Raw genomic sequence first — 25,772 nt, forward strand, 5'->3', positions numbered from 1 at the left:
GATCGTGACCCCGAGAGCCCGCGCCTACATCCGGAACACCCGCGACGACCAGCGACGACGTCCTTCAGGCCGCCGAACCTGGTGAGAAAACCTCACTACACCAAGCAGAGCGGCAGCGGCATCGAGCTGCGCGGCCCGCAGCGCTGGCGGGTCAAGGCCAACTGGAAGATCGGAGCGGAGAACTTCGCCGGCGACATGTACCACACGCCGCAGACCCACACCTCGGTGGTGGAGATCGGGCTGTTCCGGGAGCCCAAGGCCGAGAAGCGCAAGGACGGGGCCACCTACTGGGCGGGCGCCGGGGGCGGGACGACCTACAAGCTCCCCGAGGGCGACCTCGACGAGCGGCTGCGCTACGTCGGGTATCCGCAGGAAATGGTGGACCGGATGAAGCAGCATTTGTCGTCCGATCAGCTCAAGGTCATCGGCGACGACGGCTTCATGATCAGCGCGGCGTCCATCTACCCGAACCTCTCCCTCGTGCACAACTGGCCGCGGGTGGCCGACTCCGAGGACGTGCTGCCCTTCATCTCCATCCGGCAATGGCAGCCGATCAGCGAGGATGAGACCGAGGTGCTGTCGTGGTTCGCCGTCGACGCCGAGGCGCCGGAGGAATTCAAGGCGTTGTCCTACAAGGCGTACCTGATGTGCTTCGGCTCGACCGGCATGTTCGAGCAGGACGACGTCGAGAACTGGGTCTCGCTGACCAACACCGCGGCCGGCTCCATGGCCCGCCGGCTGCGGTTGAACAGCCGGATGGGCATCCTCGAGGACGACACTGAGGTGATCCCGCAGCTCACCCCCGAGCAGTTTCACGGCCCGGGGTCGGCGCACACCGGCTACAGCGAGTACAACCAGCGGGCCCTGCTCAACCGCTGGGCCGACGACCTGGAAAAGCCGATGTCCATCGCGGCCACGGTCGAGGTGGGTGGACCGGGGGAGGGCGCCCGGGACGCCTCCGCGAAAATCCCGGCCCCGGCCGGCGAGGTCACCGCCGCGTCGTACGGGACGGCGGCGCAGGCATGACCGACACTCATTCCGCGAGTTCTGTGCTCGGCCGGAACGCCTCCCGTGTTCAGCGGACCGGGCGGTCGCTGCCCTTCGGTGACGAGCGGCACCTGATGGCCCACCAGTGGCTGGTCGACGAGACGTGGATGCTCGACGCACAGTCGTACTCCGACTGGCTGGACCTCCTCACCGACGACATCCACTACCTGATGCCGGTGCGGGTCACGACCGCGCTGGGCGCCGGCTTCGACACCTCTCCGGGGATGGCCCACTTCGACGAGGACAAGTACTCACTGTCCCGCCGGGTCGCACGGTTCCTCACCGAGCACGCCTGGACCGAGGACCCGCCGTCCCGGCTGCGCCACCACCTCAGCAACGTGCGCACCTTCGCCGCCGATCTGGACGGGCAGCTGGTGGAGGACCACCTGGTGGTCGAGTCGGCGACCCTGCTGTTCCGCAGCCGCGGCGACGTCCGCGAGGGCTCGTTCGTCTCCGCCGGGCGCGAGGATCTCCTACGCCGGACTCCCGGGGGATGGAAACTGGCCCGTCGCACGATCCTCGTGGACGACTCGGTCATGCGGATGCAGAACCTGGCGATCTTCCTGTGACGCTGCACTGGGAGGGCGAGGAGGTCGATGCCCGGGCTGCGCGGCGCGCCGCAGCCGAGCGCGACGCGTTGCTAGCGGGCGTCCGCGGCGACGCGATCACCATCGCGAACGAGTTCGCCGAGGTGCGGGTGGTCCGCGTCGATACCCGCAACGGCTCCCGGCTCCTGGTCGAGTCACCGAAGTCCGGGCAGTGGGTAGCGCTGGACCCCCTGGAGCTCGAGGCCCTGACCTGGCAGAGCACCGCCACCTTCTCGGCGATGATCGGCAACCCCTTCGGGTCGCTGGTCGCCGACGGGACCGCAGGCATCCTCGAGGACGGCGCGGTCCTCGAGGGCGACAACGAGCCGGCGCAGCACCTGCCCGAGGGTGGCAGCCAGTGACCGCGGGCTGGCTCGAGGGGCGGCGAGCGCTGGTCGTGGGCGCGGGCTCGGGCATCGGCCGGGCGGTCGTGGACGCCTTCCTCGCCGAAGGAGCGCGGGTCGCGGTCCTGGAGCGCGATCCGGACAAGAGCGCGGAGATCGAGGCAGCCTTGCCCGACGTCCCGGTCACCGTCGGCGACGCGGTCACCCGTCAGGCCAACCACGCCGCGGTCGCCTCGGCAGTCGAGGCCTTCGGCGGGCTGGACGTTCTGGTCAACTGCGTGGGGGTGTTCGACTTCTACCGCAGTCTCCTCGACCTCGACGCCGACGTGCTCGAGGCCGCTTTCGACGAGATGTTCCGCACCAACGTGCTTTCCCACTTGCAGTCCGTGAAGGCGGCACTGCCCCATCTGCAGGCGTCGGGACGCGGAGTGGTGCTCCTCACAGAGTCGACGTCCTCCTACTTCCCGGGCCGAGGCGGCGTTCTGTACCTGTCCTCGAAGTTCGCCGTCCGCGGGATCGTCACGGCCCTCGCCCACGACCTGGCGCCGGAGGTGCGGGTCAACGGGGTCGCACCGGGCGGCACGCTGGGCACCGACCTGCGCGGGTTGCCCAGCCTGGGAACTGCGGGGCGCAGCCTGGGCGACATCCCGGGCCGCGCCGAGGAACTGGCGTCCCGGGTACCGCTGCAGGTCGCGTTGACGGCTGCGGACCACGCGTGTAGCTACGTGTTCCTGGCCTCCGACCGGTCCCGTGGCATCACCGGCGGGGTGGTCCACCCCGACGGCGGGATCGGTGTCTCCGCCTCCCCCAGAAAACGTTCCTGATCCACCCACCATCGAACAGGAGAGCTCATGCCCCGGTTGATGGCCGACGTCGAGGCCTGTCAGGGATACGGCAACTGCATCACCGGCGCATCCGACGCCTACGACATCGACGACGACGGCAAGGTTGTGCTCCTGACTGAGGAGATCAGCGACGCCGACCGGCCGCGGGTCGAGGAAGCCGCGCGCAGTTGTCCGGTCAACGCGCTGAGCATCGAGGACTGATGACGGATCCCCGGACCGTGGTCGTCGTCGGCGCGTCGGTCGCCGGCGTGCGGACGGCGCAGGCCCTGCGCACCGAGGGCTTCGGCGGTCGCATCGTCCTCGTGGGCGACGAGCCGGACCTGCCCTACGACAAGCCGCCGCTGTCTAAGCAACTCCTGGCCGGCAGTTGGTCCGAAGAGCGGATCGCGCTGCTGACCGCCGAGGCGGCGGCAGCAGTCGGGATCGAGCTGCGTCTGGGGGTCGCGGCGCAGCGTCTGGACGTCGCCGACCGGCAGGTGCTGCTCATCGATGGGAGCACGGTCGACTACGACGCTGCGGTGCTCGCCACCGGTGCCGCCGCGCGCCCCTCCCCGTGGTCGGCCACATCCGGGGTGCACGTCCTGCGCTCGATGGCCGACGCGCGCAGGCTGCGGAACGACCTGGAGGTCGACCGGCCAGTCGTGGTCATCGGCGGTGGCTTCATCGGCGCGGAGGTGGCCGCCACCGCGCACGCCCTGGGCCGGGAGGTCACCGTCGTCGATCCCCTTGCCGCTCCGATCGGACGCGTCGTCGGCCGAGAGGTTGGAGAGTTGTTCGTCGACCTGCACACCCGGCACGGCGTGAACACGAAGTTCGGGTTGGGTGTCGAGTCGGTCGAGGGCGGAGCCGGTGACCTAACGGTGCAGTTGACCGACGGTTCGCAGCTGACGGCGGGGACCGTCGTGGTCGGGATCGGGGCCGTTCCCAACGACGGCTGGCTGGCTTCCTCGGGCCTCCTCGTGGACAACGGCGTCGTCTGCGACCAGCACTGCCGAGCGGTCGACGCCGCGGAGGTGTACGCCGTCGGTGACGTGCTGCGGTGGTTCCACCCGGGACACGGAGAGCATGTGCGAGTCGAGCACTGGACCAACGCGGTTGAGTCCGCTGCCGTGGTGGCACACAACATCGCCCACCCCGAGGACCTGCGGTCCCACCGCCCGGTCGAGTACGTGTGGAGCGACCAGTACGACTGGAAGATCCAGATCGTCGGCCGGCCGGTCGGGGCGACCCGGCACGCGCTGGTGGGGGATTTGACTAGTGCCGATCGCCGCGGAGCCGCGGTCTACACCGACGACAGCGGGGTCCTGCGAGGAGCGGTCGCGGTCAACTGGCCCAAGGCGTTGCTGCTCTGCCGGAGGGCGGTGGGTGCGGGCGCGTCGTTCGACGACGTCGTCGCGCAACTCGACCGGCTGCCGGCCGCGGTGGCGGCGCCGGCATGAGCGGCGGCATCAGGGGCGACTACGCCGCTGAGCGGCAGCTCGTCGCGGATGCGTGTCGGGTCGCCGCAGCCCGTGGGCTGTCCGACGGGTTCCTGGGCCACGTCAGCCTGCGGATCGACGAGGAACGCTTGTTGATCCGCTGCCGCGGCCCTCAGGAGCGGGGCTTGGGCTGGACGACGGCCGCCGACGTCCACCTCGTCGACCAGGGGGGTGCCCCCGGAGCTCCGGGCGAGCTCGATGGGTGGTCCCCACCGAACGAATTGCCGCTGCACGTGGAGGTGCTGCGTGCCCGGCCGGAGGCCGCCGCCGTCGTCCACGTGCATCCGCCGGCGGTGGTCGCAGCAGACCTGGCCGGCCTCGCGATCCGCCCCATCGTCGGTGCGTTCGACATCCCGGGCGCCAAGCTGGCTGCCGGCGGGGTGCCCGTCTACCGGCGTGGCGTGCTGGTACGGAACCGGGGTCTGGCCCTGGAGATGGTGGCGGCCATGGGTGAGCGGCCGGTCGTCGTGCTCCGCGGGCACGGCCTGACCAGCAGCGGCGGATCGGTCCAGGAAGCGGTCCTGCGGGCGATCAGCGTGGACTCCCTGGCCCGGCTGTCCCTCCAGATCGCCTCGGCGGGAGGCACCCAGGCGGACCTGCCGGCCGAGGACCTGGCGGCGCTGCCCGACCTCGGACCGGGCTTCAACGAGGGCGTGGCGTGGCGGCATGAAGTCACCCGGATGGGGTGACCGCCGGGGCGGAGGCCGTCGGCATCGCTCTCTGCACAGCAGACACCCCGTAGCCTCAGACCCATGAGCGCGGTGTCGAACCTGCCCCCAACACCGGAGTTCGGCTCCGCGCCGCAGTACCCGATCGAGTCGGTCGACAACGCACTCCGGGTGGTGCTGCTGCTGGGGGAGCACCCCACCCTGCGGCTGACGGACGTCAGCCAGTACCTCGGCGTGGCATCGTCCACCGCGCACCGGCTGCTGGCCATGCTCCAGTACCGCGGCTACGTCCGGCAGGACGCCGCGACGCGCAGTTACGTCCCGGGGCCGACCCTGGACTCGCTGGCGTTCGGTCTGCTGCGCCGACTCGACGTCCGGAACCGGGCACGCCCGGTGCTCGAGCGGCTCAACAGCGACCTGGGGGAGACGGTGCACCTGGGCCGGCTCGAGGGGAACGAGGTCCACTTTATCGACTCCATCGAGAGCGAACGGGCCCTGCGGGTGGCCAACCGGCTCGGGCGCAGCATGCCCGCCCACTGCACTTCCACCGGCAAGGCGCTGCTGGCCATGCTGACTGACGACGAGCTGCGTCTGCTTTATCCCGACGAGCAGCTCGTCCAGCTGACCCCACATTCGCTCGGCACCCGGACCGAGCTTCTCGACGCGGTGCGCACGATCCGTTCCCGGGGGTTTGCGACGAGCAAGGAGGAGAGCGAGGAGGGTGTCGCCTCCCTCGCCGTCGCACTGGCCTCGACCAGCTCCCCGCGGTTGGCGGTTAACGCCTCCCTGCCGCTCAGTCGGATGAGCCCGGCGACCGAGCAGGACGTCCTCACTCGGCTGGCAGCTGCGGCGGAGGAGATCGACCACCTCCTGCTCTGACCAGCGTGGTCAGCCCGAGGTCGGCTGGGCCTCAGCCCGGACTGCGCTGGCCGCCGTCCCGGTCCAGCCGGTCGCCGGATCCCTGGACGTGGCGCACGAAGGACCGCACCGCCGGGGCGATGCCTCGTTCGCGTGACCAGTAGATCCACAGCGGGGCGCTCATCGGGGTGTGCTCGTCGACGAGCGCTGGCCAGCTGGCCGAGTCGTTGGCACCGAGGTTGTCGTCGGCGATGACGGCCACCCCCAGCCTGGCCCGGGCGAGCGCAACGAGTGTGGTGGCGTTGCCGCTCTCCAACGTGATGTCGAGCCCAAAGCCCCCTGCCCGCAGCGCCGGCTCCAGCAGGCGCCGGGTGAGGCTGCCGGCGTGCCCGGTCAGCACCGGCTGGCCGCGCAATTCAGCGGTCGAGACGTGGCGCCGGCCCCGCCACGGGTGGTCGTCGGAGGTCACCACCGCCAGCCGCACGTCGCCGAGCTGGTGGCCCGCTAGACGCTGTTCGGCCTGCGGGAGGCCTGTAACGAGATCGACGTCACCGTTGAGCACCTGTTCGATCGCGGGCAGGCCCGAGTACTCGTGGACGGCGACGTGGATGCCGGGATGCGTCGACCGGAAGGTGCCGATCAGGGGCGCGAGGAACCGTGGCACGTGCGGATGGGCGCACGCCACCGTGACGACGCCCGCCCGACCGTGAGCGAGTTCGCTGGCCAAGAGGGAGACCGCCTCCGCTCGATCCAGCAGGTGCTCGGCGCGGGGCAGCAACTGGTGCCCGGCACCGGTCAGCTGTACTCCGCGGCCGGACCTCTCGAAGAGGGCGATGCCCAGCTCCGCCTCCAGCGCCTTGACCGAACGCCACAGCGAGGGCTGCGGCACGTCGAGGGTGGCGGCGGCGCCGAGGAACGACCCCACGCGGGCAACCGCAACGAGATACCTGAGTTGACGCAGCTCCATGTGCGGCTCCTTGTTCCACCAGTGAATAGCAGGACTCCAGAACAATCTATAGACAGGGTGTGATGAGGGCCATACGTTCCTTCCAACGCGCACTGCAGCGCAGACAGCTGTCCTGCTATGAGGAGAATGAGATGTCAGAGTCTGGTGGAGGAGCCGCAGCCACTGCGCGGCAGCGTCAACTGGTGGAGCGGGCACTCGGTGAGTGGCAGGGCGAGGTGGCGGGTCGAGTCGTCGTTGTCACCGGTGGAGCCCGCGGCATCGGCCGCTCCCTCTGCGAGGGACTGCTCCGCGCCGGCGCCAAGGTCGTTGCCGCGGACCTGACGTGGGACGACGCTGACGACTTCCGCAAGCAGCTGGAGTCGGACGGCAGTGGCATGGCCGTCGACATGGACATCACCGACGACGCCGCCCTCGACGCCGCCCGAGACGCTGTAATCGACCGGTTCGGGACCGTCGACGTCCTGGTCAACAACGCGTCTCTGGTCTCCGAAACCCTCTTCGCCCCGACCGGCCACCGGAACACCCTCGACACGACCGACCGCGACTGGGAGGTGATGTTCGGCGTCAACGTGTTCGGCACGCTGAAGGCCATCCGCCGGTTCATCGAGCCGATGCGGGCCCAGCAGCGGGGCAGCATCGTCAACGTCGTCAGCAGCGGCGTCCTGCCCGTCGCCGCCGGCGGCGGCTACCACGGGCTGCGCCCGTGGACGGTCGAGATGCCCTACCAGGCCACCAAGGCCGCCGTGATGGCGCTGACCTTCTACCTCGCCGAGGAGGTGCGCGGCGACGGTGTCGCGGTCAACGCGATCATGCCGGGGCACACCCGCGCGTCGTGGTTCGACGCCACCGCCCGGGCCTTCAACGAGCAGGGCATCGCCTACTTCATGCGCCCGGCGATTCCCGAGCACCTGCTGCCGATCTCGCTCTTCCTCGCCGCGCAGGACAGCGCGGGGGCGTCCGGGCGCCTCTACTACGTGCCGGAGTGGAACTACGACCACGGCTACGGGGACTACGCCGCGTGGCAGGACCACGAGCTGCCGCCGGACATGGAGGAGATCTACAGCCGGCTGGAAGCCGCGACCCCCGTCTACGAGCGGGCCGGCGTGGCACATCTCCCCTTCGACGCGCAGGGCGCCCTGTACACGGCGGGCATGGCCAACCTCGGGGCCCAGAACAGCTGGGCCAGCACCGACAGCGCTCAGTGATCCCGGAGGGGGCCCGCTTGCAGGTGGGCCGCTCCGGTCCGCCCTCCCACCTCACCCCACGCAACCCGTCCGGCCCCGAGAGGACCCGACCATGACCAGCATCAGCGAACGCCCCGTTGACGTGGCCGCCGCAGGACTGCACGACCTGGTGAAGCCCGACGAGGGCGCCGTCAGCCGAACGGTCTTCGTCGACGAGGCGATCTACCGCACGGAGTTGGACCGGGTCTTCACCAAGACCTGGTTGTTCATCGGGCACGAGTCGCAGCTGAGCGAGCCGGGCGACTACCTGACGAACTTCATGGGCGAGGACCCGGTGATCGCCACCCGCGGTGCGGACGGAGCGATCCGGGTGATGCTCAACTCCTGCGCCCACCGGGGCATGGCCGTCTGCAGCACCGACGCCGGGACGTCGAAGTTCTTCCGCTGCCCGTACCACGGCTGGACCTACAGCAACAACGGCGACCTGATCGGCGTGCCCCGCGCGGACACCGTCTACAACGGCGAGCTGGACAAGTCCCGGCTGGGCCTGAAGGCCGTTCCGCGGGTGGAGACCTACAAGGGCTTCGTCTTCGCCAACTGGGACGAGAACGCCATCCCGCTGGTGGACTACCTCGGCGCCGACCAGCTCTGGTACCTGGACCTGGCCTTCGAGGCGCCGCTCGGCGGGCTCGAGGTGATCGGCCCCACGATGAAGTTTCGGATCAAGGCCAACTGGAAGCTGGCGGCGGAGAACTTCGCCGGCGATGACTACCACGTGCTGTACACCCACGGGTCGGCCTTCCAGATCGGCTTCCTCCCCGACTACGACATGCTCGCCGACTACATCGCGCACTTCGACCACGGCCACGGGATGGGCGACATCAGCAAGCCCGGCCGGGCCTACCAGAACGACGTCGGGATGGCCCAGTTCCTCGGGCCGGAGGCGATCGAGTACGTCACCGCCGTCCACGAGCGGCTGCAGGCCCGGGTCTCCCCGTTACAGGCGGAGATGCACGGTCTGGGCGAGGGCAACATCTTCCCGAACCTGTCCTGGATCAAGTTCGGCGTCTTCCACGTCTTCGGGCTCTTCCAATGGCACCCGAAGGGGCCGGGTGAGATCGAGGTCTGGCAGACGGCGCTCTTCGACCGCGGCGCGCCGCAGTCGGTCAAGGACTTCGCCCGCACCCAGATGTCCCAGGAGAACGCGGCGGCCGGGATCTTCGGCCAGGACGACGGCGAGAACTTCGAGCAGATCACCGAATCCGCCCGCGGGGTCGTCTCCCAGACTCGGGACTTCAACTACGCGATGGGCCTGGGGCACGAGGGCGAGGTCCACGAGGAGGGGTACCCCGGCCACCTGGGGCCGCACTACTCGGAGCAGAACCACCGCAACTTCTACCGCTACTGGCTCGAGCTCATGACCACCCCGGGAGAGCAGAAGTGACCAGTTCCCTCACCGATCTGCGCCGCGACGTCGAGGACTTCCTCTACCGCGAGGCCAAGATGCTCGACGAGCAGCGCTACGACGAGTGGCTCGGCCTGTTCACCGAGGACGTCCGCTACTGGATGCCGATCACCGAGACCCGTGAGGTGCGGCAGCACCGGGACCACGTCCCCGGCGAGTGGTCGCTCATGGAGGAGGACGCCCGCTTCCTCGCCAAGCGGATGGAGCGTTTGGCCGGCGGCCTTGCCCACTCCGAGCAGCCGCGGTCGCGGACGCGTCGGTTCATCAGCAACGTCCTGGTCACCCCCGGGCCGAACGGCGACCTGGTAGTGGAGTGCAACTTCATCGTCTTCCAGTCCCGGCGGGCCAACTCCGAGCAGTTCTTCGTCGGCTCCCGTCGCGACCGGATAGTGACCTCCGGTGAGAGCTGGAAGATCGCCGAACGGACCGTGCTCCTCGACCACCGGGTGCTGCCCCGTGCCATCTCCATCTTCTTCTGAGGTCCCGGCGGCCGATCCCGTCGGCAGCCGGGACGTCGGGGCCGGTGACGCACCGGAGCCGGGTTCGTGGCTGCGTACCGGGTCTGCCGACGGCGAGCTCGTGGTCAGCAACGAGTTCGCCCGGGTACGGGTACGCGCCGACCGCGACGGCAACGACCTTCGCCTGGCCATCCGGAGCCTGCGCACCGGCCGCGAGGTCTTCCTCGACGCACTGCAGCTGGAGAGCCTCACCTGGCTCGACGAGAGGGCGTTCACCGCGCTGCTCACCGAGCCGTTCGGACCAGAGTGACCGACCATCCCGCGCCTCCGCGCGGCCGAACGGAGAGGAGCTCGACGTGACGAGCGTCGACGGGGGGACGACCCCGCCGCAGGGGAACTCGTTCTGGGTGGACCTGCTGGGCACCGAGGTCCGGTACCGCCAGGCCGGCCCGTACCGCACCCGCAGCGTCGAGGCAGGCACCGGTGAGCCGGTAGTCCTGCTGCACGGGATCAGCGGGCACGCCGAGACCTGGGTGCGCAACGTCGCCATCCTCGGCCGGGACTTCCGCGTGCACGCCATCGACATGCTGGGCCACGGCTTCACCGACAAGCCGCAGATCGAGTACTCGATCCGCGCGCTCGCCCAGCACGTGCTTGGCTTCCTCGACGAGATCGGCGCCCCGCGAGCCCACCTCGTCGGTCAGTCCCTCGGCGGCTGGGTCGCGGCGTTTCTCGCCGTCCACCACCCCGAGCGGGTCGCCTCGCTCGTCAGCGTCACCGGGGCGGGCCTGCAGCTGGACGCCGACGGCGCCGCGCTGACCGAACAGGTCGGCCAGAAGGTTGCGGCCGCCACCACCAAGGCCCTGGATACCCCGACCCGGGAGAAGGTCCGGGCCCGGCTGGAATGGCTGGTCCATGACCCGTCCGTGGTCACCGACGAGCTGGTGGAGACCCGGTACCGGATCTACACCAGACCGGACTTCGCCGCCATCGCCGGTGACATGGTCGCCGGGTTCACCGCCCGGGTCCGGCCGGAGGAGATGCTGACCGCCGAGCGGCTGGCGACGATCAGCTGCCCGACGCTCGTGCTGTGGACCCGGCAGAACCCGACCATGCCGTGGCCGGTGGGGGAGGCGGCCAGCCGGATCATCCCCGATGCAGCGTTCCACCTGATGGAGGACGCCGGCCACTGGCCGCAGTTCGAGAAGCCGTCGGAGTTCCAGGCTGTCGTCGGCGGTTTCCTGCGCTCACTCACCGAGCAGTACCCGGCTGGCCGGACCGTCGGCGACGGTCGCCCTGACGATCGGGCCTCCGACCCCCTGCGAGCCGGCTGATGGGCAGGTTGGTGGGGGCGTACGCGACGTCCCACACGGCAATGATCATCCGCAAGTTCCAGCCGGACAACGACGTGCACGCCGCGGTCCACGAAGCCTTCGACCAGGTGCGCGCGGAGGTGGACCGGCTGGCCCCCGACGTGCTCGTCGTCATCGGCAGCGAGCACCTGAACTCATTCGGCTACGACAGCTTCCCGCAGATCTGCGTCGGCATCGGGGAGACGGCCACCGGCTGGGGTGACGGAGGCGTGGCCAGCGCCGAACTCCCGCTGGCCGGCGCCTTCGCCGCCCAGCTCCTCGCCGACGGCGTGGCCGCCGGCTTCGACCTCGCATTCTCCGCGAACCCCAAGATCGACCACGCCTTCATGGCGCCCCTGACGCTCATCCGACCGGAGATGGACATCCCGGTCGTGCCGGTGTTCCAGAACGCCAGCACCGAGCCGCTGCCGCCGCTGTGGCGCTGTGCCCAGCTCGGGGAACTGCTGCGCGACGTCATCGGCCGGCGCCCCGCGGTCGAACGGGTGGTCGTGCTGGGCACCGGTGGACTCTCCCACTGGGTCGGCACGCCGGAGATGGGCCAGATCAACGTCGACTTCGACGAGGCGTTCCTGGAAGACGTCCAGGCGGGTGACCTCGACTCGATCCTCGCCATGAAGACGGCCGACGTCCTCGCCGAGGCCGGCAACGGCGCCCCGGAGATCCGCAACTGGGTCACCGCGATGGCCGCCGCGACCGCCGGCGAGAGCCGGGCAGCGTCCGAGTCCGGGCAGGGGCCCGGCCAGGCAGCAGGACGGACGTCGCGCACGCCCCGCGGTGTAGTGCTGGCGTACCGGTCTGTGCCGGACTGGGCCACCGGGATCGCACTGGCCCGGTTGTTCCCCGAGCAGGAGCCGTGAACCTGCCGCTGGACCAGGTCATCCGCCAGGTCGTCCAGGATCCGGGGTTCCGTTCCGCTGCCGAGCAGGCGGGTCAGCGGGCGGCCGACCTCGCGGGTGTACCGCTGACCGATCTGACGGCCGTCCTCGAGGGCGACCTGGTCACCCTCCACTACCGGGGCGCCCACCCGCTGCTGGTGATGCAGCTGGCGGGTGCCCTTGGGATCGATCCGATGCAGCGCTTCGGTGCCGACCATCCGGCCCATGACCTGACCGAGAGAGAGACGATGAAGATCACGGTGGACCTCGAGCGGTGTGAGGGCTTTGCCTCGTGCGTCGTGTCCGCGCCCGAGCTCTTCGACCTCGACGACGAGCGCAACGTCGCCGTCGTTCTGGAGCCCGTTGCCGGTGACGCCCGCGCCCTGGCGCTCGAGGCCGCCGCGAGCTGCCCGGTGCGGGCCATCACCGTCCTCGACCCCCCGGTGGACGAGCCACAGCTGCCCGCGGCGCGGCCGGTGACCGACGGAGTGTCCCCGGACGCGGTGGCGACCGCGGTCGAACGACTCCACCAGGCGGCGGTGACCGGTACGCCCTGTGCCCCGGTTCGTGACGTGCTGCCACCGACGTTGGCGGCCGGCTACGCCGTTCAGCAGGTGCTCTCCGCTCGCGCCGTCGCCGTCGGCCGGAAGGTCGTCGGCCGGAAGGTGGGCCTGACGAACCCCGTGGTGCAACGTCAGCTAGGCGTCGACCAGCCCGACCTGGGCGTGCTGTTCGAGGACATGGCCGTGGCCGACGGTGGGACGGTCGACGCCGGCCGGCTGATCCAACCGCGGATCGAGGCCGAAGTGGCCCTGATCCTCGGCGCTGACCTGGCTGGGCCCGACCTCACCAGCGGACACGTCCGTGCGGCCGTGGCCGAGGTAGCGGCCGCCCTGGAGATCGTGGACAGCCGCATTGCCGGCTGGGACATCAGTTTCGTGGACACGGTTGCCGACAACGCCTCCAGCGGGCTGTTCGTGCTCGGCTCGCGGCGCCGGCCGTTGGACGACCTCGACCTGCGAGCGGTGCGGATGACGCTGTGCGAGGACGACGACGAGGTGTCCACCGGCACCGGTGCCGACTGCCTGGGGGACCCGCTCGCGGCCTTGGCATGGCTCGCCGCGGCCGCCCGCGACCTGGGCCAGCCGCTACGGGCAGGCGACGTTGTTCTCTCCGGAGCCCTCGGACCCATGGTGCCGGTCCGGGCGGGTGCCACGTATACCGCCGAGGTGAGCGGACTGGGGCCCGTCGCCGTCACGTTCGGCGCCGGGGAACCGGCGTGACGGAAGGAACAGCCACTCGACGACGACGGCCGGGACCCGGCTGGCGACCGGGGAAGTAGAACCGATTGTTCGCGCGCGCCAGCGCCCTTGATGGGCTGCCGCGGGCACCCACGACCGCTACCGGCCGAGAGCGCCGGCACACGAAGGAGGAGACATGGCAGGCAGAGTCGAGGGCAAGGTGGCATTCATCTCGGGGGCGGCGCGAGGTCAGGGTCGCGCGCACGCCGTTCGGCTCGCCGAAGAGGGCGCGGACATCATCGCGTTCGACGTTGCGGGCCCGGTGCCCGCTCAGGGCGCGCCGGCGGCAACGCCCGAGGACCTCGCCGAAACGATCCGGCTCGTCGAGAAGTTCGACCGGAGGATCATCGCCACACGGGCCGACGCCCGTGAGCCCGAAGCTGTCACCGCGTTGCTGGCCGACGGTGTGGCCCAGCTCGGCCGACTCGACATCGTCGTCGCCAACGCCGGGATCCAGGGCATTCCGGGCTCGGTCGCGGAAACGTCGGCGTCGGACTGGCAGGCGGTGCTGGACACCAACCTCAGTGGTGTCTACAACACGGTCAAGCCGGCGATCCCGCACCTCATCGCCGGTGGCGGCGGAGGTTCCATCACGATCATCAGTTCGTCGATCGCACTGAAGCTGGTACCGGGTCTGGCGCCGTACGGCGCCGCCAAGAGCGGCCTCGTCGGGTTGATGAAGACACTCGCTCTCGAGTTGGCCGCGCACTCCATCCGGGTCAACTCGATCCACCCGACGACGGTGCAGACGCCGATGCTGATCAACGACGTCAACTTCCGGTTGTTCCGGCCCGACCTGGACGACCCCACGCTCGAAGACGTCGAGCCGGTCTACCGCTCGCTCAACGCCCTTCCCGTGCCCTGGGTGGAACCGTCCGATATCGCCAACGCCCTACTGTTCCTGGCCTCCGACGAGGCGCGGTACATCACCGGTATCACGCTGCCGGTCGACGCTGGGTACGCGCTGAAATAGCACCGTCTCCGCCGAGGTGACCTGCCTGGGTTCGGTTTCCGTCACATTCACCGAGAGGAGCGCGCAGTGACCACGAAGGTGGCCATCATCGGTTCGGGCAACATCGGCACCGACCTGATGATCAAGATCCAGCGGTTTTCGGAGGTACTCGAGGTCGCGGCGATGGTCGGGATCGACCCGGACTCCGATGGTCTGGCCCGCGCGCAGCGGATGGGCGTGCCGACGACCGCCGACGGCGTGGCCGGGCTGATCGCGATGCTGGCCTTCGACGGTATCGAGATCGTCTTGGATGCCACGTCGGCCCGCGCGCATATGGCCAACGCCAACGCCCTGGCCCCGTACGGGAAGCGGTTGATCGACCTGACCCCGGCCGCGATCGGGCCCTACGTCGTGCCGACAGTCAACCTCGACGACCACCTGGCCACCGGCAACGTGAACATGGTGACCTGCGGTGGGCAGGCCACCATCCCGATCGTGGCGGCGGTCGCTGCGGTCGCCCCGGTGCACTGGGCGGAGATCGTCGCCTCCATCTCCTCGCGCTCGGCCGGTCCCGGCACCCGGGCCAACATCGACGAGTTCACGGAGACCACCGCGCGGGCGATCGAGGCCGTCGGTGGGGCGACCAGGGGCAAGGCGATCATCGTGCTGAACCCCGCCGACCCGCCGCTGATCATGCGGGACACGGTGCTGTGCATCGTCGACGACTGTGACCGCGACGCGGTCACCGCGTCGGTGGAGCAGATGGTGGCGCGGGTACAGGAGTACGTGCCCGGCTACCGGCTCAAGCAGCAGGTCCAGTTCACCCCGCTGCCGGCGTCGGAATCGTTGCGCGTGCTGCTCGGCGACGACGCGGCCGACATCGACCGGGTGCAGGTGACGGTGTTCCTCGAGGTCGAGGGTGCCGCGCACTACCTCCCGGCTTACGCGGGCAACCTCGACATCATGACCTCGGCGGCCGTGCGGGTGGCCGAGCGGATCGCCGATCGGACGGCCTCCCGTTCCGCCGAGCTCGTGGAGACCCCCCGATGACCGCCGTCTACATCCAAGACGTCACCCTCCGGGACGGCATGCACGCCGTCCGGCACCGCCTCTCCGTCGACCAGGTGCGGGCGATCGCCGCCGCGCTGGACGCCGCCGGCGTAGACGCCATCGAGGTCGCGCATGGTGACGGTCTCGCCGGCGCCAGCCTCACCTACGGGCCGGGCAGCAACACCGACGACGAGTGGATCTCCGCCGCCGCCGACGTGGTGAAGAACGCGCGGCTGACCACGCTGCTCCTTCCCGGCATCGGCACGATCGAGAACCTCGAGCGCGCGCACGGCTTGGGCGTCACCTCCGTGCGGGTGGCCACCCACGCGACAGAGGGCGACGTCGCCGCCCAGCACATCGGCAAGGCCCGCGACCTCGGCATGGACGTGTCGGGGTTTCTGATGATGAGCCACATGACGCCGGCGGCGGAGCTGGCCCGGCAGGCGAAGCTGATGGAGTCCTACGGAGCGCACTGCGTCTACGTCACCGACTCCGGCGGCCGGCTCACGATGGACGGCGTCCGCGAGCGCGTGCGCGCCTACCGCGACGTCCTCGACGAAGGCACCCAGATCGGCATCCACGCCCACCAGAACCTGTCGCTGTCGGTGGCCAACTCCGTCGTCGCCGTCGAGGAGGGCGCCTACCGGGTCGACGCCTCGCTCGCCGGCATGGGCGCCGGAGCCGGGAACTGCCCCATCGAGCCGTTAATCGCCGTCGCCAACATTCACGGTTGGCAGCACCACTGCGACCTGTTCGAGCTGCAGGACGCCGCCGACGACCTCGTCCGGCCGCTGCAAGACCGGCCCGTCCAGGTCGACCGGGAGACGCTGACCCTCGGGTACGCCGGGGTCTACTCCAGCTTTCTGCGTCACGCGGAAAAGGCCGCCGTGCAGTACGGGCTGGATACCCGCGACATCCTCGTCGAGGTAGGCCGCCGTCGACTCGTCGGGGGCCAAGAAGACATGATCATCGACGTGGCCCTCGACCTTCTCTCTACTCGGGCCACTACGGTCGCCAACCGGGACAGGACTTCCACCAGAGCCGGCTGATTCCGTCCTCCGGCCCTCTCGTAGCCCCGCGGCATGGCCGGCCGGCTGCCAGCCGGGAAGCATCATCGGCCCCTGGCCCCAGCGAAGCGGCCCAGCCAGCCTGTGCGTTCCGCGATCGGGAGCGCCCCCGAATCTCTAGCCTCGATCTTTCGTGCGCCCAGCAGAACAGGGAGGTGACCTCGTGATGAGGTGATCTCGCTGTCCGTGCTCGTCGTCGCTTGCCGGTGGAAGTCCGGTCCGGGTAGCTGCCAGGAGGCCCGGTAGCAGACTGGCGGCTCGGTCTGGAAACGGGCCGGGTCGAAGCCCAGTGTCGAGAGCCCTGCAAGGGGGAGCGACTGGACGGGTCCGCAGCATCACGCGAAGTCTGCAGCGTCGTTAGAGGTCCCGCTCGTGAGGGTGGGAGCACGCTCAGGGCAGGCTGGATCATCACCCAGCGCGACCTCCTCCACTGGGTGAGGCAACCCTCGACACCGATCTTCGGTCTGCTGTTCTCGCTCATGCTGCTGCTGATCTTCGCCCTGTTGTTCGGCGGCGCCATCGGGGTGCCGGGAGGCGGCGACTACCTCGGTTTCCTGGTCCCCGGGATGCTGACGATGGCGATGATGTTCGGGGTCGAGGCGACCACCTCGGCCATGGCGCGCGATGCCAGGAAGGGCATCACCGACCGCTTCCGCTCGATGCCCATCGGCAGTGCATCGGTCTCGCTCGGGCGGGTCGGCGCCGACATGGCCAACTCGGTGGTCGAGCTCGTTGTGCTCATCGCCGCCGGGCTGCTGATCGGATGGAGCGTCGACGCGGATCCCGGTTCGGCTGTGCTGGCCGTGGTGCTGTTGCTGGCGCTGCGCTTCGCCGTGCTCTGGGTGGGGATCTTTCTCGGGCTCAGCTTCCGCGGAGAAGGCGCGACCACCGCCGTCCAGGTGCTGGTCTGGCCTTTCGGGTTCTTGTCCGCCGCGATCATCCCGGTGGAGACGATGCCCGACTGGCTCGGTGCGGTCGCGGCGTGGAATCCGATCTCGGCAACAGCTACCGCCGTCCGGCAGCTGCTCGGCAATCCGACCGGGTTTTCCGAGGGGCCGCTGGTCGACGGGGCCGTCCTGTTGGCCGTGGGGTGGCCGCTGCTCATCACCGCGATCTTCCTGCCGCTGTCGTCCCACGCGTACCGGAAGCTGCGCCGCTAGTGGTCCTGCTTCTCGTTCGGCGTCTAACGGGCTGCCGCCAGGCGTTGCGGTCGTCGTTGAGGTAGAGGCCGCAGTGCAGTCGAGGGCTTCCTCGGGGCTGCCGGTGGTGACGCCGCTGGGCAGGAAGTTGTCCTGGTCGTCGTCGTGGCTGGCGCGGTAGATGACGAAGCCCCGGCGGCTGACGACCGCCGTAGCGCAGTGCTCGAGCGCTTCACCGCCGCCCAGCGCTGACTGCCCATGTCAGAGGGAGCGCCGTCGGAACGCCTGCCGACGCCACGACTGCTGCGGTCCGGACACTGTTGCCGTCCGCGCGTCGGCACGAGCGAACCGAGCCGGCGCTGCCGGACGGTATCCGGCGCTCCTCGTTCTGAGGGCGGGTGGGCGTCCGATGGCCGCCGACCACAGTGGCGCCGAACTGCAGCGTTCACCCGGCTCCTGGCAGAGACCACCGCGAGTACAGGATTCGCCGCCGTTGCGACGGCGGTCAGTCACCTGGCCCGGCTGATCCGGGCCCCTTGAGGATCGTTGACAGCTGATTCAGTGGACATCTGACCTGGCTCGGCTTCTTCACGTGGACGTCCGTCAGTCAACCGGAGGGAACCGCCGCGGAGAGGTCTTCGTCGGCTGACGGCGTGGCCATCGTGGTGTTGTGCTCGTGGATGAGCTCGAGCGCTCGATCGCTGTCCTTCTCGGTGATCGCCTCAACCAGGGCCGCGTGCAACTCGTAGCGGCTGCGGATGTAGTCGGGAAGGGGTTGTCCGTCCACCGGCTGGACCGACAGCACGTGTGACTCGATGAGGTCCAGCAGACTCGTGTAAAAGGAGCGGAGCATCGCGTTCGGACTGATCGCGGCGATGCGGGCGTGCAGCGCCCAGTTGGCATGGATGAACGCCGTTCCGTCGAGCTCCTCGGCAGCGGCGTGCATCTGCTGGAGTTCGACGCGCATGGCCGTGATATCCAGGCGGGAGGCATGCTGGAGGGCATCCTCGACCAACAGCGGGTCGAGCGCGTCGCGTAGCCGGATGGCGTCGGCAACCGAGGCGGTGTCCTCATCGAGGGCCAGCACAGAGTTGCCCAACCTCACCATGGGCGACTGCCGGCTGGCGAACAGACCGCCTCCGGGACCGGGCCGTACCGTCACCACCCCCCGGGCCTGGGCGAGCCGCAGGGCCTCGTTGAAGGTGCCGACCGATACGCCGCACTCAGCGCGGAGCTCGTCCTTCGTGCCGAGGCGGTCGCCGGGTTCGGTGGCGGCGGCCAGCGCGGCGATCCGTTCGGCTGCCCGCTCCGGCCGGGTCTGTGCCGAGGACCGGCCGGCCGGCCGTGGCTCCCAGTCAGCTCGCCGCAGGGCAGGAGCATCCGCAACCATCAGCGCCTCCGTTTCCACGGTCGACCCGAGGGCACCGCAGCTCGCTCCAAATCCAGCATGCTGAATTGTGCCAGACCCCTTGACAGGTGACCACCGTCATGCCCAACCTGGACGCAGCAATTCACCATGATGGATTGGGGCGACGATGCTGGATCAAGAGTTCCGCGACCTCATGACGGGGGTATGCGCGCCGGTCACCGTCATCACCACCGCCGACCAGGACGGCCCCCACGGCGCGACGGTGAGTTCGTTCGCGTCGCTGTCCCTTCGGCCGCCGTTGATCTCCATCGCGCTCGACCGCACCTCCAGCCTGCTGGCCCGAATCCAGCGGGCGGGCCGCTTCGGCGTCAACGTTCTCGGATCGGCCCAGGACGAGTTGGCGCTCCTGTTCGCCCGGCGGGGCGCGGACCGCTTCGCCCAGGTCTCCTGGTCCTCCTCACGCGGCCTGCCGCGGCTCGACGAGGCGGCCAGCTGGGCGGTCTGCGACCTCTGGCAGGTCATCGAGGCGGGCGACCACTTGCTGCTCGTCGGTCTGGTCACCCGAGCGGTGCCCGGTCAGCAGCCACCGCTCGTTTACGGCCACCGCACCTTCGGCACCCACTCGCGCTTCTCGGAGCGCCCCCGTAAGCCCATCGTCGACCACATCGCTGCCTGCGCACGCTGAGCGGCGCTTCCACCCAACCTCACGAAAGAGACCGAGATGACCACCGTCCAGGACATGCCCGTCAGCACAGAGGCAGCCCCCAGCGCCGCCGAGCTCGTCGCCCGCGTCAAGGAACTGCACCCGCTGCTGAAGAAGAACGCCGCTCAGGGTGAGCAGGACCGGCGCGTGGTGGAGGAGAGCATCCAGGCGCTCACCGACGCGGGACTGTTCAAGGTGGCCGTGCCCAAGCGCTACGGCGGCTATGAGACCTCGATGCGGACGATGCTCGACGTCGCGGCCGCCGCGGGCGCGGCCGACGGGGGCACCGCCTGGGTACTCACCCTCACCAACGTCTGCGCCTGGCTCGCCAGCCTCTTCCCGGAGCAGGCCCAGGACGAGGTGTTCGGGGCCGATCCGGACGCCAAGGTGTCCGGGGTCCTCGCCCCCACCGCGGAGACGCAGAAGGTGGACGGCGGCTGGCGGGTGAGCGGCAAGTGGTACTACAACTCCGGCTCCTGGCACGCCACCTGGGCCGTCCTCGGCATGCCGATCACCGACGAGGCCGGCGAAGTCGTCAACCAGGGCCTGGCTTTGATCCCGCGCGGGGACATGGACCTCGAGGACACCTGGTTCGTGGCGGGCATGAGGTCGTCGGGGAGTAACTGCCTGGTGGCCGAGGACGTCTTCGTCCCCGAGCACCGGGTCATGCTCGTCCCGCCGGCGATCGGCGGGGAGTACCCCAACGAGCACACCGGCACCGAATCCTTCTACCGCTCGGCGTTCGTCCCGATCCTCGCGCTCGTCCTGGTCGGTCCCCAGCTGGGCATGGGCACGGCGGCGCTCGAGTACGTCATCAGCAAGGCTGCGAAGAAGCCGATCTCCTACACCTTCTTCACGCGCAGACCGATTCCGTGGCCTTCCAGCTGCAGATCGCCGAGGCTGCCCGACTCATCGACACGGCGTACCTGCACGCCTATCGGGCCGCCGCGGACATCGACGAGGCCGCCGGCCGAGGCGGCTACCCCGACTACGTGACCCGCGCCCGGGTGCGCTCGGACACCGGTTACGTGGCCGAGAGCATCACCCGCGCCATCGACATCCTGCTCTCCGCCCACGGTGCCGCGTCCTTTGCCGAGTTCAGTCCCCTGCAGCGCCTGTGGCGGGACTCGGCGACCGCCGCCCGGCACGCCATCGTCTCCCCGGCCGTGAGCTACGAGGTGTACGGCAAGGCCCTGCTCGGGGTCGAGGAGCGCATCACCCCACTGGTCTGACCGGGCTGCGGCCGTCATCCCATTCATCCGAGGAGTTCCACCCCATGCGTATCGCCAACCTCTCCGGCCGACTGATCCTGGTCACCGCTGACGGCACCGGTGCCGTAGATGTCGAGGCGGCCAGCAGTGGCCGGTTCGGATCCAACCCGCAGGCGGTCTACGACCGGTGGGACGAGTTCCGATCGTGGGCCGCCGACGCGGACCTCTCGACGGCCACGCCGTTCGCTGTCGAGGAGCTGGGGCCGCCGACTCCGGCCCCGCGGCAGGTGCTGGCCATCGGCCTGAACTACAGCGAGCACGCCGCCGAGTCCGGGTTCACCGTGCCCCACGCGCCCACGGTGATGTTCACCAAGTGGGTGTCGTGCCTGACGGGTCCCGTGACCGAGGTGGCGCTGCCCGAGGGCGGCCACACCGACTGGGAGGTCGAGCTGGTCGCGGTCATCGGGAAGACGGCACGCGACGTCAGCGAGGCCGATGCGTGGGACCACGTCGCCGGGCTGACCGTCGGCCAGGACCTGTCGGAGCGGATAACGCAGTCGGCGGGTCCGTCCCCGCAGTTCAGCCTCGGGAAATCGCTGCCGGGCTTCGGCCCGACGGGGCCGTGGCTGGTCACCCCCGACGAGGTCGCGGATCGGGACGACCTGGAGCTCGGCTGTTCGATCAACGGCGAGCAGATGCAGAAGGGCCGGACCCGCGACCTGATCTTCTCGGTGCCGGCCATGATCTCGAGGCTCTCGCAGAAGCTGCCGCTGCTGCCAGGTGACGTGCTGTTCACCGGCACCCCGGCCGGCGTCGGGGTCGGGCGCGAGCCGCAGCGGTTCCTGGCCCCCGGTGACGAGCTCGTCAGCTACGTCACCGGCATCGGTGAACTCCGGCAGCGCTTCGTCGCCACCCCCACCACCTGACATCCCCTGATTCCCGCAGACCCCTGAAGGAGGCCACCGACATGGCCCTGCACCGACTCACGTCCGTCACCATCGGCGTGCCCAACGTCGAGGAGACCGTCGCCTACTACACCGAGTTCGGTCTCAGCCCGCAGGAGGACGGCTGGTTCACCACGCGCGACGGTGGCCGCCAGATGCGCATCGTGCACTCACCCACCCGCCGGCTGGTGGAACTGCACGTCGGGGCCGACGACGCCGACGACATCGGCCGGGTCGCCGACAACCTGCACCGGCTGGGCATCGACGCCGCACGGGGGCCGCAGAGCGTGACCGCGGTGGAGAAGGCCACCGGGGTCCGGGCGACGGTGGAGGTGGCCCCGCGGGTCACCCAGGCGCCGGTACCGGCCACCACCTACAACGGTCCCGGCCGGGTAGAACGCACGGGCGCCCGCGCCCCGGGCGTGCTCCGCACCGAGCGGATCCAGCCACGCAAGCTCGGCCACACCGTTCTCGGGACGACGGATTTCGGCGTCACCCGGGCCTTCTTCGTCGACGGCCTCGGCTTCAAGGTCAGCGACATGGTCAAGGACGCCGGGGTGTTCCTGCGCTGCTCCACCGACCACCACAACGTGCTCGTGCTCAAGGCGCCGGTGAGCTTCCTGCACCACACCTCCTGGCAGGTCGACGATGTCGACGACGTCGGCCGCGGCGCGATGGCGATGCTCGAGAACAATCCCGAGCGGCACGTGTGGGGCCTGGGCCGGCACCACGCCGGCTCGAACTTCTTCTGGTACCTGAAGGATCCTGCAGGCAACTTCAGTGAGTACTACTCCGACATGGACTGCGTCGTGGACGACCAGCTGTGGACCCCGGAAACCCTCGAGGGCGCCAAGGGGCTCTTCAGCTGGGGCCCGCCGCCGCCCCCGTCCTTCCTCGCCCCCGACGACCTCGCCGCGCTGATGACCGGCGCCCACAGCCAGGGCTGAGTCTCGCCATGGGGGTAGGCGCGCACGGTGCCCCACTGCGCCAGACCAGGAAAACGGCCCAGTGATCGGCCCCTTGACCGCGGGATGGCGCACCCGTGCGCTACCGAGCACTCAGCCGGCCAGGTCGTCGATGGCCAGCGCCAGCACGGGTGCGGTGTGCCGGTCGGCGGGGAGATGTCGCCGATCAGCTCCTCGATCCGCTGCAGCCGGCCGTAGAGTGTCTGGCGCCGCAGCCGCAGGGCCTCCGACGTCCGCACCTTTGACGACGAGTGCGCCAAGTAGACCCGCAGCGTCCGCACCAGGTCGCTGCCGTGCGCCGCGTCGTGGTCGGTCAAGCAACCGATCTCCTCGCGGACCAGTTGGCGGGCCAGCGATGAGTCGCGGAGGCCGGCCAGCAGTATCGAGGCGGTCATGCCGGCCGCCGAGACCACCCGCTCGCCGCCGACGGTCAACGCCAGCGCAGCCCGGGCCCGGGTGATTGACCGGTCGACGTCCTCCAGCCGGTCGGCCACCGGGCCGGCGACCACCCGTGGGGAGGTGGTCGTACCCAGCTCGTCGACGGCACGGAGGACGGCGTGCGCGGCGGCCATCACCGCCGACGTACGGACCACCGCCACCACATCCTCGCCCACGTCCGCCACCAGCGCCGTTTCCGGCGCCACCGCGCCCACGGCCGCCCGGAGACGGCGTCGGGATCGGCCGCCCCGAGGTCGGTGACCACCAGGGCCGCGTAGCGGCGGGCGGTGAACGACAGCCCGAGCACGCGCGCCCGGGCGACCAGCTCGCCCGGCGAGCGCCAGCGCGGCTCGGTGAGGTCGTCGACCAACTGCCGGCGCTGCACCTCGAGGTCACCACCGGCGGCCGAACGCAGCAGCGCCAGACCGAGGGCCTCCGCGCCGTAGGTGCACGCTGCATGGACGAGTGGGTCGTCGGCGCGGGCCGGCGGCAGGACGGCGACATGGCCCCAGTGCCGGTCCAGCAGGACGACGTCCCGGCGGGCAACGGGGCATCCTCGTCGCGCCGACCCGTCGCCAGGCAACCCCGTCCGACCAGCGTCCCGGAGGCGCTCGACTGCCTGCGCGAGTACGGCGACGACGCGAAGGTGCTCGCCGGTGGCCAGAGTCTGGTGCCGATGCTCAACTTCCGGCTCGCCCGGCCGGCCCAGCTCGTCGACATCAACCACGTTGCCGGCCTCGACGGGATCGGGGTCGATGTCGGCACGCTCCGCATCGGTGCGATGACCCGGCACCGAGCCTTGGAGACGCACCGTCGGCCGCCGAGGGCGCGTGTGGGGCCCGTTGCACGAGGCGGTCGGGCACGTGCACATCCGCCCGCGGGACCGTCGGCGGCAGCCTGGCCCACGCCGAACCGGCCGCGGAGCTCCCCGCGGCGGTCAGTGTTCTGGGCGCCACCCTGGTGGTGCAGAGCGCCGACGGCACCCGGGAGGTGGCCCCGGAGGAGTTCTTCGAGGGGTTCTTCACCACCTCCCTGGCCGCCGACGAACTGCTCACCGAGATCCGGGTGCCCGCCTGGCCGGCCGGCACCCCCGCAGTTCCTTCCTCGAGGTCAGCCGCCGACGCGGCGACTTCGCCCAGGTCGCGGTGGCCGCGGTGGTGGCCCTGACCGACGGGCGAGTCACCCGGGCCGGGATCGCCCTCGCCGGCGCTGCGGCCGGCACCGTGCAGGCGCACGGTGTCGTCGAGGATCTGCTCGGCCAGGAGCCCGATGCGGGCACCATCGCCGAGCTTGCCGGGAACTTCGCGGCCGACCTCGACCCGCCGCCGGACACCCACGCCCTCGCCGGGTACCGGCGTCACTTGGCCCGGCACCTCCTGCAGCGGGCGCTCACCGAGGCGACCGGGCCGGTCGGCTCGGCCCAGGTGTCGGCGGCCTGACGACGCCTGGACCACCGCCCAGACCTGACGACGACACGACGATCAGGCCGGACCACGACCGGCCGGGAGAGCGAGACACCGATGGAGGTCCAGGAGCGCGCAGCGGCCGACAACGTCGGCCTCCACGAGCGAGGAATCACGGTCACGGTCAACGGGACCGTCCACGAGCGGACGGAGTCGGTCCGGCGCTCGCTGGTGGAGTTCATCCGGGAAGACCTCGAGCTCACCGGGTCGCGGCCGAACTGCCGCCGAAGCAGTGCTCGACGATCGCCTGCACCCTGACCGATGAGTAGATCCGCCTCTACCAGGACGCCGTGGACAGCGCCTCTCCGACGGGCTGGGGCGTGGCATCGAGCGCAGTGGCCGGGTGCTGGCCCTGTTCACCTCGCTCAAGCAGATCTGCAACCACCCCGCTCAGTGCCTTCGCTCCCATCGCGCGGAGTGCGGTCGGTCCGGCAAGTTCGACCGCGCGACCGAGATGCTGGCCGAGATCGTCGACGATGGCGATCGGGCGCTGGTCTTCACCCAGTACCGGCGATGGGCGAGCTGCTGTCAGACCATCTCGGCGTCGCGCTGGGCACCAGCTCGGTCCCGTTCCTGGACGGTGGCCTCTCCGCTGAGCGACGCGACCGGCTCGTGCGTGCGTTCCAGGAGGACGACGACGCGTCGCCCATCCTGTTGCTGAGCCTGCGCGCGGCCGGGTTCGGGCTGAACCTGACCCGCGCGGCCCACGTCATGCACTACGACCGCTGGTGGAACTCCGCCGTGGAGGAGCAGGCGACCGATCGTGCGCACCGGATCGGTCAGCAGCGCACGCTCAGCGTGTACACACTCGTCACCGGCGTCATTATCGAGGACCACATCGCCCAGATGCACGACACCAAGCGTCAGGTTGCCAGGATCGTCGCCGGCGAGACCGGACCTGCACTGGCCGCGTTGTCCGACGACGAGCTGCACACCGTGCTGGATCTGGACCTCGGAGTCGGGTGACGCCGGAGGAGTTCGGGGCCACCCCGTGGGGCCACCCCGTGGGGGCGCGCCTGGG

28 protein-coding genes and 3 pseudogenes are annotated in these 25,772 nt (G+C 70.2%); 28 read left to right on the forward strand and 3 right to left on the reverse strand.

The window, feature by feature from the left end:
* Nucleotides 1-81: 81 nt before the first annotated feature.
* The 8 genes from ACYVG5_RS19990 to ACYVG5_RS20025 all read left to right on the forward strand — a co-directional run bounded on the left by ACYVG5_RS19990 (nt 82) and on the right by ACYVG5_RS20025 (nt 5,848).
* The gene (locus ACYVG5_RS19990; RefSeq protein WP_460683479.1) at nt 82-1,026 is read left to right on the forward strand and encodes an RHO alpha subunit C-terminal catalytic domain-containing protein; all 945 of its coding nucleotides are present in this window, start codon (nt 82-84) and stop codon (nt 1,024-1,026) included.
* Nucleotides 1,023-1,616, forward strand: a complete 594-nt coding sequence (locus ACYVG5_RS19995; protein ID WP_222050452.1) for a 3-phenylpropionate/cinnamic acid dioxygenase subunit beta — start codon at nt 1,023-1,025, stop codon at nt 1,614-1,616. The genes ACYVG5_RS19990 and ACYVG5_RS19995 overlap by 4 nt, the downstream gene beginning before the upstream one ends.
* Nucleotides 1,613-1,996 (forward strand): hypothetical protein, encoded by a 384-nt coding sequence (locus ACYVG5_RS20000; RefSeq protein ID WP_222050451.1) that lies wholly within the window; start codon nt 1,613-1,615, stop codon nt 1,994-1,996. The genes ACYVG5_RS19995 and ACYVG5_RS20000 overlap by 4 nt, the downstream gene beginning before the upstream one ends.
* Nucleotides 1,993-2,802, forward strand: a complete 810-nt coding sequence (gene hcaB, locus ACYVG5_RS20005) for a 3-(cis-5,6-dihydroxycyclohexa-1,3-dien-1-yl)propanoate dehydrogenase (protein ID WP_222050450.1) — start codon at nt 1,993-1,995, stop codon at nt 2,800-2,802. The genes ACYVG5_RS20000 and hcaB overlap by 4 nt, the downstream gene beginning before the upstream one ends.
* A 27-nt stretch (nt 2,803-2,829) precedes the next feature.
* Nucleotides 2,830-3,024, forward strand: coding sequence for a ferredoxin (locus ACYVG5_RS20010; RefSeq protein WP_222050449.1), 195 nt, complete (start codon nt 2,830-2,832; stop codon nt 3,022-3,024).
* Nucleotides 3,024-4,262 carry an NAD(P)/FAD-dependent oxidoreductase gene (locus ACYVG5_RS20015; protein WP_222050448.1) on the forward strand — a complete coding sequence of 413 codons (1,239 nt, stop codon included), beginning with the start codon at nt 3,024-3,026 and terminating at the stop codon, nt 4,260-4,262. The genes ACYVG5_RS20010 and ACYVG5_RS20015 overlap by 1 nt, the downstream gene beginning before the upstream one ends.
* On the forward strand, nt 4,259-4,990 hold the full coding sequence (locus ACYVG5_RS20020; RefSeq protein ID WP_222050447.1) for a class II aldolase/adducin family protein: 732 nt from the start codon (nt 4,259-4,261) through the stop codon (nt 4,988-4,990). The genes ACYVG5_RS20015 and ACYVG5_RS20020 overlap by 4 nt, the downstream gene beginning before the upstream one ends.
* A gap of 63 nt (nt 4,991-5,053) precedes the next feature.
* Entirely contained in the window at nt 5,054-5,848 is a 795-nt protein-coding gene (locus tag ACYVG5_RS20025) for an IclR family transcriptional regulator (RefSeq protein ID WP_222050446.1), read from the forward strand.
* A 31-nt stretch (nt 5,849-5,879) separates the two neighbouring features.
* Here ACYVG5_RS20025 and ACYVG5_RS20030 read toward each other — a convergent pair whose 3' ends face one another.
* Nucleotides 5,880-6,794, reverse strand: a complete 915-nt coding sequence (locus ACYVG5_RS20030; RefSeq protein ID WP_222050445.1) for a LysR family transcriptional regulator — start codon at nt 6,792-6,794, stop codon at nt 5,880-5,882.
* A gap of 182 nt (nt 6,795-6,976) precedes the next feature.
* Between ACYVG5_RS20030 and ACYVG5_RS20035 the strand changes: the two genes are divergently transcribed.
* The 11 genes from ACYVG5_RS20035 (at nt 6,977) to ACYVG5_RS20085 (ending at nt 17,679) form a co-directional block, all read left to right on the forward strand.
* Complete coding sequence (locus tag ACYVG5_RS20035) at nt 6,977-7,999, forward strand: SDR family oxidoreductase (RefSeq protein WP_222050444.1); 1,023 nt, start codon at nt 6,977-6,979, stop codon at nt 7,997-7,999.
* A 91-nt stretch (nt 8,000-8,090) separates the two neighbouring features.
* On the forward strand, nt 8,091-9,422 hold the full coding sequence (locus tag ACYVG5_RS20040) for an aromatic ring-hydroxylating dioxygenase subunit alpha (RefSeq protein ID WP_222050443.1): 1,332 nt from the start codon (nt 8,091-8,093) through the stop codon (nt 9,420-9,422).
* Nucleotides 9,419-9,922 (forward strand): aromatic-ring-hydroxylating dioxygenase subunit beta, encoded by a 504-nt coding sequence (locus ACYVG5_RS20045; RefSeq protein WP_222050442.1) that lies wholly within the window; start codon nt 9,419-9,421, stop codon nt 9,920-9,922. Before ACYVG5_RS20040 ends, ACYVG5_RS20045 begins: the two co-directional genes overlap by 4 nt.
* Nucleotides 9,923-10,022: 100 nt before the next feature.
* The gene (locus ACYVG5_RS20050; protein WP_460683480.1) at nt 10,023-10,211 is read left to right on the forward strand and encodes a hypothetical protein; all 189 of its coding nucleotides are present in this window, start codon (nt 10,023-10,025) and stop codon (nt 10,209-10,211) included.
* Between the two features lie 46 nt (nt 10,212-10,257).
* Entirely contained in the window at nt 10,258-11,235 is a 978-nt protein-coding gene (locus tag ACYVG5_RS20055; RefSeq protein WP_222050441.1) for an alpha/beta fold hydrolase, read from the forward strand.
* On the forward strand, nt 11,235-12,131 hold the full coding sequence (locus tag ACYVG5_RS20060) for a DODA-type extradiol aromatic ring-opening family dioxygenase (RefSeq protein ID WP_222050440.1): 897 nt from the start codon (nt 11,235-11,237) through the stop codon (nt 12,129-12,131). Before ACYVG5_RS20055 ends, ACYVG5_RS20060 begins: the two co-directional genes overlap by 1 nt.
* Complete coding sequence (locus tag ACYVG5_RS20065) at nt 12,128-13,432, forward strand: fumarylacetoacetate hydrolase family protein (RefSeq protein ID WP_222050439.1); 1,305 nt, start codon at nt 12,128-12,130, stop codon at nt 13,430-13,432. The genes ACYVG5_RS20060 and ACYVG5_RS20065 overlap by 4 nt, the downstream gene beginning before the upstream one ends.
* 154 nt (nt 13,433-13,586) lie before the next feature.
* Nucleotides 13,587-14,423, forward strand: coding sequence for a mycofactocin-coupled SDR family oxidoreductase (locus ACYVG5_RS20070; protein ID WP_222050438.1), 837 nt, complete (start codon nt 13,587-13,589; stop codon nt 14,421-14,423).
* A gap of 66 nt (nt 14,424-14,489) precedes the next feature.
* Nucleotides 14,490-15,452, forward strand: coding sequence for an acetaldehyde dehydrogenase (acetylating) (locus ACYVG5_RS20075; RefSeq protein WP_222050437.1), 963 nt, complete (start codon nt 14,490-14,492; stop codon nt 15,450-15,452).
* Nucleotides 15,449-16,501, forward strand: a complete 1,053-nt coding sequence (dmpG, locus tag ACYVG5_RS20080; RefSeq protein WP_222050436.1) for a 4-hydroxy-2-oxovalerate aldolase — start codon at nt 15,449-15,451, stop codon at nt 16,499-16,501. The genes ACYVG5_RS20075 and dmpG overlap by 4 nt, the downstream gene beginning before the upstream one ends.
* Before the next feature lie 425 nt (nt 16,502-16,926).
* On the forward strand, nt 16,927-17,679 hold the full coding sequence (locus ACYVG5_RS20085) for an ABC transporter permease (RefSeq protein WP_460683485.1): 753 nt from the start codon (nt 16,927-16,929) through the stop codon (nt 17,677-17,679).
* 586 nt (nt 17,680-18,265) lie between these two features.
* On the opposite strand, the gene ACYVG5_RS20090 is transcribed toward ACYVG5_RS20085, so the two are convergent.
* The gene (locus tag ACYVG5_RS20090) at nt 18,266-19,066 is read right to left on the reverse strand and encodes an FCD domain-containing protein (RefSeq protein WP_222050434.1); all 801 of its coding nucleotides are present in this window, start codon (nt 19,064-19,066) and stop codon (nt 18,266-18,268) included.
* A 127-nt stretch (nt 19,067-19,193) separates the two neighbouring features.
* Between ACYVG5_RS20090 and ACYVG5_RS20095 the strand changes: the two genes are divergently transcribed.
* The 5 genes from ACYVG5_RS20095 to ACYVG5_RS20115 are packed head-to-tail and all read left to right on the forward strand — an operon-like array spanning nt 19,194 to nt 22,832.
* Nucleotides 19,194-19,712 carry a flavin reductase family protein gene (locus tag ACYVG5_RS20095; protein ID WP_460683481.1) on the forward strand — a complete coding sequence of 173 codons (519 nt, stop codon included), beginning with the start codon at nt 19,194-19,196 and terminating at the stop codon, nt 19,710-19,712.
* A 54-nt stretch (nt 19,713-19,766) separates the two neighbouring features.
* Nucleotides 19,767-20,726, forward strand: coding sequence for an acyl-CoA dehydrogenase family protein (locus ACYVG5_RS20100; RefSeq protein ID WP_222050432.1), 960 nt, complete (start codon nt 19,767-19,769; stop codon nt 20,724-20,726).
* Nucleotides 20,642-20,962 carry a hypothetical protein gene (locus ACYVG5_RS20105; RefSeq protein ID WP_460683486.1) on the forward strand — a complete coding sequence of 107 codons (321 nt, stop codon included), beginning with the start codon at nt 20,642-20,644 and terminating at the stop codon, nt 20,960-20,962. Before ACYVG5_RS20100 ends, ACYVG5_RS20105 begins: the two co-directional genes overlap by 85 nt.
* Nucleotides 20,963-21,006: 44 nt before the next feature.
* Entirely contained in the window at nt 21,007-21,867 is an 861-nt protein-coding gene (locus ACYVG5_RS20110; protein ID WP_222050431.1) for a fumarylacetoacetate hydrolase family protein, read from the forward strand.
* A gap of 41 nt (nt 21,868-21,908) precedes the next feature.
* Nucleotides 21,909-22,832 (forward strand): VOC family protein, encoded by a 924-nt coding sequence (locus ACYVG5_RS20115; protein WP_222050430.1) that lies wholly within the window; start codon nt 21,909-21,911, stop codon nt 22,830-22,832.
* A gap of 191 nt (nt 22,833-23,023) precedes the next feature.
* Here the strand turns inward: ACYVG5_RS20115 and ACYVG5_RS20120 are convergent.
* Nucleotides 23,024-23,632 (reverse strand): annotated as a pseudogene (locus ACYVG5_RS20120) (PucR family transcriptional regulator); the annotation flags it as partial.
* Nucleotides 23,633-23,790: 158 nt separating this feature from the next.
* Here ACYVG5_RS20120 and ACYVG5_RS20125 point away from each other — a divergent pair.
* The 4 genes and pseudogenes from ACYVG5_RS20125 to ACYVG5_RS20140 form a co-directional block, all read left to right on the forward strand.
* A pseudogene (locus ACYVG5_RS20125) lies at nt 23,791-24,033 on the forward strand (FAD binding domain-containing protein); the annotation flags it as partial.
* Between the two features lie 143 nt (nt 24,034-24,176).
* Nucleotides 24,177-24,455 (forward strand): annotated as a pseudogene (locus ACYVG5_RS20130) (FAD binding domain-containing protein); the annotation flags it as partial.
* A complete protein-coding gene (locus ACYVG5_RS20135) occupies nt 24,443-24,727 on the forward strand; it encodes a hypothetical protein (protein WP_222050457.1) in 285 nt (94 codons plus the stop codon). The pseudogene ACYVG5_RS20130 and the gene ACYVG5_RS20135, both read left to right, overlap by 13 nt.
* Nucleotides 24,728-25,264: 537 nt before the next feature.
* Nucleotides 25,265-25,717 carry a helicase-related protein gene (locus tag ACYVG5_RS20140; protein ID WP_222050428.1) on the forward strand — a complete coding sequence of 151 codons (453 nt, stop codon included), beginning with the start codon at nt 25,265-25,267 and terminating at the stop codon, nt 25,715-25,717.
* The last annotated feature ends 55 nt before the right edge of the window (nt 25,718-25,772 follow it).

Source organism: Modestobacter lapidis (assembly GCF_054780755.1).